The sequence below is a fragment of the Verrucomicrobiia bacterium genome (assembly GCA_035495615.1).
Classification (GTDB): Bacteria; Omnitrophota; Omnitrophia; order Omnitrophales; family Aquincolibacteriaceae; genus DATJFP01.
On sequence record DATJFP010000053.1, the window covers coordinates 1 to 8,094 of the forward strand.

Below are 8,094 nucleotides of genomic sequence, written 5' to 3' on the forward strand. Positions count from 1 at the left end.
GGAGGAAACCGGCATTGCCGTCCCGCGTCTCAAAGAACTGGCCTGGACGCTGACCGAGCGTGACTGGAAAATCGTGCGTTATGTCCACGGACTGGACACGCCGAGGACAGGGGGATGGAAGGACACGGCCGCGCGCTTCAAAGCTCAAGGTGTGACGGTCAGCGCCGATCACCTGCGCCACAAATACGCCGAGGCCATGGCAACGCTGAAAGAAAACAAGACCGGCGCCGAGCGCCTCGCCGCCGACGCCAAAGTCCGCGCGGAATGGATCACGCCTTCGCTTCTCGCGAAACTTCCGGCCGTGCACGCGCTCATCCTGGGAAGGACTTACGGCATCGGCATGCACGTTGCGGCCGACACGCCGGAAATCATCCGCGAGCTCGCCGCGAAAGGCCACGACACCCTGAGCCGCAACACGGTGGGACGCAATGCCCTGAAACGAGGGCGCCTCCTCCTGCACGATTATCTGCTGGGGGACAAGACCTTCACCATCAAGGTCAATCAATTCGTGCGGCGGCTTTACTTCGAAAAGCGGGACGCGGAGCTTTTGGCCGCGCATGCCAAGATCGAACCTTCGGATCTCACGGAAGCGCGCTGGCTCATGCTGACGAAAGTCCAGCGCGAAGTCCTGGAATATTATTACGGCCTGAACGGAAAAGGGCCCGTGCGCCATTTCCCGCAGCTGGCGGCAGTCCTCTATAAAAACAAAATCACTCCCAAGCAGCTCGGCGCGGGCCGCGTCGGGCTGATCCGCCGCCAGGCCCTCGCAGTATTGGGCGCGCATGCGAGCGGGCTTCACTGGCTTGCCGCGGACGCGGGCAAGACCGTGGAGGACGTGATGCGGAACTTCGGCAAGCTCGCAGCGGGCGAAGCGGAAACGCTTCTCATGGACTACGGCATCCGCGAGCAGCGCCTCGGGCATTACCGCGACGTCGCGCGGGAAATTGCCAGGCGGCAGCCGTCCCTGCGCAAGATCAAAATCAATCAGGACAAAGTCGGGCATTGGAAGCAGGACGCGCTTCAGCGGCTGAAGGGAGAGCTTCCCGAAGCCAAATGGCCGGTGCGCACGATTCCTCAGCCGGAAGGCAGCGCCCTCGGAAAAGTTCTTGCGGCCTTCAGCAAGGCGGAACTGCGTGCGGGAAAACCCTGGGAAGCGACGCTCGAATCCTTTTTCGAAGAAACTTTCGGCGGCCGGCGTGACCTCAGCGCGATCGACCTGGGCAGCGAAGATCCGCCGCATTTCATGATGGGCCTGGCCGCGAAGGCCCGCGGTTTTATCCGCTCGGCCTTTGCCCTGCGCTACCGGTTCGGACAGGCCGGTCTGGACGAAATCACGCCTGCGGGCGAAGGTTTCCAAGCCGTGGAACGCAAAACCTGGACCGGACTTTACTCGGGGCTCACGCCTGTCGTGACCGACGCGGAGCTGCGGCATCGCTTCGACGTGGTCACGGCCAATGCGCCGCAGGGCGACGTGAACGAGTATCTTCAGGAAGCGCGTGAACTCCTCGCTCCCGGCGGTGTTCTGCTGATGCGTTTCCACCGCCTGAACACGCGGCTGGGCGACGTGCTGCAGAAGCGTCACGAGGCCTGGGGCTGGGACCTGCAGGTTTTCCCGCAGGGGCTCATCGGCTATCCGAATTCGCGCGATAATTTTCAATATGATTCCCTGTACGTGCTTCGCCCGAAACCAGAGCTTCGCACTTTAGGCGCGCCTGAAGGCTGGCCGCGGGATTACACGCTTCCCGAAGCGGTGCTGGAACCGGGACAAACGCTTGCCGCCACGTCCCGAGCTCTGGATCCCGAAGGCATGCCTTTGGACCTTCCGGAACGGCGCATCGTCAAGCGTCTCGGCGCGGGCCTTGCTTCCACCGTTTATCTCGTCGAAGACCCGGCGAGCGGCGAACGTTTCGTGGAAAAATATTTCGGCCGCATCAAGGGGGAGGGGAGCCTCGGAAAATCCGCCGTGGGCCTTTTCTATTCTTTGACGCGCGGCGCGCCTTTCGGCTACCGGCACAATCCTTTCGCGATTCTCGCGGCGTATAAAACCAATGTCGTGATCAACGACCTCTACCATTTGGACCGGGGAACGGACCAAGACTTCACGCCGCGCCTGCGCTATACGCGCTACGACGAGGCCACGGGTTCGTACGTCCAGGCCTACGACTACGTCGAGGGCCGGAAGATCCGCCTGGACGAAGTGCGGGCGGCCAAGGCTTTTCTGAACGAGCGGTATGCCTTTCTCGCCAAGCGCCTCGGGTTCTGGGGGCTGGCGCGTCAAACCGACACGCGAAATCTGAATGCCTTGGGCAACATCCTTCAGACTCCGGCCGGAGAAAAGGTTTTGGTGGACGTGGTTCCCGGCGTTCCGGGCGGCGTTTTCTGGCTGCTGCCTTTGGAATTTCCGTATTTTGTGCGGGGCCTGCTGAACGGCCGCTTGTTTCCTTTTGCCGACGCGATTGATTTCGCCAAGCTGCACCGCTTTGTCGACGGGCTTGCGGCGCAGGAGAAGGCCTCTCCGGAAACGGCCGCGGAGCTCCACCGCAGGATCGACGATCTGCGCCAAACCGTTTCCGAGTGGAGAAACGCGGAGCGTCAGTACCGGGGGGCTTACCGCCTGTGGGTTTTGCGCCGGCTTCTTTCCAAAATCAGGGACCTTTCCTGGATGAGACGCGCCTGGGGCTTCTTGATCGGGCTTCCCGGAAAAGGCCTGCGGGCGGCCGGACGGTCGATTCGGCATGCGGCCCTGTGGGTTTGGGTTCCGGCATACCGTCATGCATCCGTGATGCAATGGCTGGAAACCCGCATTGAAAAAGGGCTGGAGCACGGCGTAATCGATGCCGGAGAGGCTCACGACTTGCGCGCCGAAATCGCGCGCGGCCCGGCGAGGATGCTCAAGCTCCTGTCGCTTTATCCGGTTTACGCCCTTCCCAATCTGGTCAAGCCGCCGGGCGTCGGGACCGCGGTCAACGCCGTAAGCCTGATGGCCTTTTTCAGCACGTGGAACCCATGGTTCCTGGCCCTTGTTTTCATGGACGGCACGTACCGCGCTCTCGTGACGCTGGCGATGACATGGCGTTCTCCCGCGGTTTATGCGGCGCTGTTTTCTTTCGTTCCGACGCTTGGATTCGTGTGGGGGCCGGCGGCCGAACTGCAAAAAGAATACCCGCGGCTCGCGGCCTTTTTGCTGCGGAGCTACTTCTGGAAAGCGGGCGCCGCCTTCCCAGGCGTCGATACTATTTCCAGCCGCGCCATGTTCTACGCGCGCCTGGCAGGCATCCCGCTGGCCGTGAATCAGATTTTCCTGAACGTCCTCGGCGGGCTGGGCGCGCTCCTGAAAAGACAAAAGCCGCGGGCCGCGGCAGGGGAGCCGGCTCCCAAAACGGAACTGCGGACGCAGGATCTCGGCGCACCGGACCTTTTCGAGAAAAGCGAGATCGAAGAAATGCACGAGCGCCTGCCGCTCCTCAGGGAAGGGTGGAAGCATTGGGACGCCGCCGCCAAAGAAATGCTGCTCGAACCTTCGTTTCTGCTCATGCTCCTCGGGATCAAGCCCGGCTATTTCAAGTCCACTTTCGAAGAAGCGCCTCCGCTGAAATTTTTCGGCGCGGTCACGAAAGCATTCGACGAGCGCATGATGGTCGCGGTCCCGAACCGGGACCGGATGAACCCGCTCGCGGTTTCGCTCCCGCAGGCAGCACGCGCCTTTAGCCGGAACCGGGAGCTCCTGCGCGCGAACGGCCTTGTCCTCGACGACCGCTACCTCGACGCATTTGACGCGTTCGCGCAAGATCCCTTTTCTTATGATCCGTCCTACCTCGAACACTATATCTGGACCTTGTTCGGCCAGGCCGTGAAAAGCGATGCGGCGCTCGACGCTTTCATGGGCACGCTTTCCGGTTATCCGGCCGAAGACATCCGCGATTACATCCGCCTTGGCGGCCGCCAGCTGGCGCGCCAAGGCAGGCTGGGAGAAGCCATGACGATGCATGAGACCGAGTTCCGGAACGTGTTTTTGTGGGGGCGCAAACAGGGATCGCCCGAAGCCGAACGTCAGCGCGCGCGCTACCGGGCCGCGCTTTATTACGCCTACGCCCAGTTCCGCGGCTTCGAGGGCTTCCGCGAAATCGCGGAACGCATCGGGCTTCCCGCGGACGTTTTCACCGCGGACGTGCCCGCGTCCCTGAAAAGCGAAATGCGCCTGGAAACGATTTTGCTCGACGCGGCGAATGTCGCGGCGCTCCAGCCCAAAGAACTGGCAAAAAAAGGGATGTCCGCCGTTGAAATGGAAGGCATGGCGCCGATGAAAATCGATGAGGCCGGACCCGCGCTTGACAGCGTCCAGCGCATGATTGAAGACAAGTTGACGGGCGTCAAACAATTCCTCCTTGTTCTGGACGCGGATTCCAAAACCGCGCGGCTCTATCTCACTGAACCTCAGGAGCTGGGGCCGTCCAACGCGGACGCGCTGTCCGTTCCGGCCTTGGCGGCCCAGGGCGTTTCCCGCCTTCAGATCGAAGGCATGCCGGCGGTGGAACTCGCCTCCGCCGAAGCCTTGCTTGCCGGCGTCCGCAAACCCCTGCAGGAAGGAATGCTCGGACAGAGCAAAATCCTGCTTGTCGTTCCGCCGAAATCCGGCACCGCATTTCTCATTTACCGCGCCGCCGTCCCGGCTCCGGCGGAAAAAGCCTCTCCGGGCCTCGTGGAAAAAACCTTTTCCGGCAGCGGGCCCGGCGCGCGCGCCATTGACATGGTTTTTGACCGCGGCACGCTTGCGGCCCTCGAACAATACGACCGCGAGAACGGCGACAACGTGCTCGAGCGGCTGGAACGCATCGTGTCGCAGCATCCGGATCTTTCGAAGCTGAAGGACGGCAAAGGCAATCCTGATTTGTGGCAGCCGGGGGATTATGACGAGCTGGTCGGCGGCCAGGACATCAAAAGGACGGTCCGCATCCTCTTTAAAAAGCCGGTCATGATCGGAGGCGAGGCCGCGGACGCGATCGACATCACCGGCGTGCTGTTTTCCGATCAGAACCTGGGCGAAAACTTCCGCCACATCGCGGTCATCGGCCCGGAATGGAAGATGTATTCGGACCGGCCGGAGAGCGAGAGCCGGGCCACGGAGTTCAGCATGGACAGGGACGGCAAGCCGCTCCTTACGGAAGGGCGCTGGGCTCAGGTCGGCGGGCATGGCGCGGCCTCGGCAAAGAGGAAATTCTTCCGGGCGCGCGATATTCTTCCGGCCCAGGGGCTTCGCGGGCCGCTGGCCGCGGCCTACGGCGAGTATCACGTGAAGCAGGCCGCGGGAAAAGACATTCAGAAGGACGGCCTGAAGCTCGGCGTTTTTGTTTCCCTGCGGCGCAAAGATTCCCCGGGACGTTTTGACGAGCCCCTGAAAAAGATGATCCACGGATTCTATGAGGAATACGTGCGCCGCCGCGCCCGCGTTCCGCCGGGAGTTCCGATGAGTCTGGACGACTTGCTGCGGCGGGCCATGGCCCAGCCTCTGGATATGGCCCAGGACCGCCGCGATCAGGTGGAGATCGCCTCGCATTACGATTTCGCAAGCCTGTATCAGCGCTACGGCCGCGAAATCCGCGGGCTCATCGACAAGGAGCTTTATCCGGAGCAGCCGCATTGGGGCAATGTCACGATCGACATGAGCGGAAAGCTTCCGACCACCTGGCATGATCTCGGCGGCTGGCGCCTGGGGAATGATCCGGACACCGGGCCGCTCACGCGTGAACAAAAATTCGGTTATACCTATTTCGTGCTCTATAAGGCCTTGGCCGCGATCCAGGGGCATCTTTACGGCGATGTTCAGAAACCACTCTACATCAATCAAATCGTCGATCCGTACACGGAATTTTTGAAGGGCTTTTTCCACGACCAGCTCAGGAATCCGCTTTTCAAGCGCAGCGACCTGGGCTTCGGCGAGAACAACGAACCCGAAGCTATGGGCAAGGTCCTGTACAATCCGCGTTTTGACGAACGTTACCGCGTGCTGCGCCCGCTCGAACCTCCGATCCACGAACGCCGCGACGCGCCGTTTGTCCCGCTGCTGCGCCAGATGTTCGGCTTCGATGCCGCGTCCAAAACAGAGCTCCGGTCCGGAGAGATCGTGGTCCATACCGTGCGCAGCGATCCCGATTACATCGACCGCGTGAACCGGTTCCTGGGCAGTCCCGAGCATCCGATCGTTTTGAAAGGCGGGTATTCCCTCGAAGCGCTCGAGAAAATCCTCCGCGGCCGCGAACGCGTGCAGGTTCATGCGCTGCGCATGCTCGAAGAGCCGGAAAGCCAGTACGATCACTTTCATCCTTACGTGGACCGGCCCTCGAGCGAAGAAGCGATCGTCGCCGAAACTTTGCGCGGCTTGAAGGACGGCACGATCGCGTACGAAGAAAGCACCGGCCGTTTTTACATGGTCTTCGACAACAGCATGGGACGCCAGACCGAGCCGAACATGCGCTGGGTCGTTTTCGACCGGACGGGGAACGAGGTTCTCGCGCTCGCGCCTTTCCGGATTTTCTCGCGGCTCGTGGACGAAGGAAAAATCGACCGGCTCGACCGTTTCCTGGGAGAAAAGGAAGAACTGTACCGGATTCTGGACGAAGACGCCGGAAGCGGCGCCCGGACGGAATTGAGGCCGGATGCCGTTTCTCTGAGTTGGAGCGCCGCGAGCGCGGCTGCGGCGTCCCTTGCGGCTTACGGCGGCGCGGCCCTGGGGGCCGGAGCCTGGGGCGCGGTGCTGGGTGTCGTGCCCGTCTTTTTCCTGCTGCGCGCGGCCTATCAGTTTTTCCGCTTTCAAGCGCTCAAAGCGGCGCTGGGTTCGGAGACCGCGAAATACCTGGCGCCCGGAGCTTACACCCATGTGCTCGAACACAAGGATTATCCGCGGCAGGTCATCATCGCCAAGCGCGGCCCGCGGGCCATGGAGGCGCACATCGCGGTGCGCATGCCGCGGCTGACCGACGCGGGAGAAGGAAAAATTTACCGCGCGCTCGCGCGAAAAGGTTTTGCCGCCAGGACCGTTTACGCCGGCAAAGTGCGCATGGAAAACATCCGCATTCGCCTGACGGGCGCGGCCGGCGAAGACCGTCTTCTCCAGGACAAGCGCTATCCCAAAGATCAACTTTCGGTTTACCTGCAGGAACGCGGCATTCCGCTGAATACTTTCGTGAAAAGCCATCCGGGCCTGCGTGACCAGGTCACGCGCGATTTCCTGGATTTCATCCGCGCGATGTGGCGGGAAGGCTTCGTGGATCTGGACATCGGATTCCGGAATTACATGGTCCGGCTGGACGCGGAGGGACGCCCGCTGAAAAAAGACGGGCGCTTTGTCCTTGCCGTGCACGATTTCGGCGCCATCTACCGGCGGCCCGCCGCCGAAGAAGACCTTGTGCGTCTCCTGGCCGAATCCGGCGGCGCGGACGTGGCGCGGGGTCTTCTCCTGATCGCGGCTTTCACGCACAAAAGGGAAAAGGAAATCCGGGAGCAGCTTTTCCCGCATACGGATCTTACGCCCGCGATCGCGCTGCTCGAACGCGCGGAAAGGGCACGCGAAGGCTTTCAGGGGCTCGATGCCAAGGCACGGTACATGGCGGTCCTCAAAAGTCCCGAGAGCCGGGCGCTCGTCCTCAGGACGCTTCAGTCGATGGCCGCCGAAATCCACGCGCATGCGGAGCTCCGCACTTCGGGTGCGGAAGGTTTTCTCAGTGCCGGGCTTAAGGAAGCCCGGCCAGAGCTGCGTTCTTCCGAAACTCCAAACCTCGGCGGGGTTCCAAGCGTGACGTTTGAAGGCGACACGTACGAACTGGTGGATGAAGCCGCGCAGGCTTACTGGAATGCGGGAAAAAAGTTTGTCTTGAAACTTTTCGACGCGTCCGCGGATCCGGGCATTCCGGCGCGGATCCAGCTCATGCAGGAAAGTTTGAAGAAATCCGGCGTGCCGGGCGTGGAATACCTCCGGGCCGTCAGCGTCGACGTGCAGGGCGCGCGCAGGCCGGCTTTGCAGCTGCGGTTTTCGGCGGCGGACACGGAAGACGAGGTGCGGCGCCTGTTTTCGTCCAAGGCCCCTGCGCGTTACGCGGA

Annotated in this window: 1 protein-coding gene; it reads left to right on the forward strand. The window is 62.0% G+C overall.

The features are described 5' to 3' along the window. Positions 1-8,094: hypothetical protein (locus VL688_07230; protein ID HTL47840.1), on the forward strand; the 8,094-nt coding region annotated here is incomplete at both ends.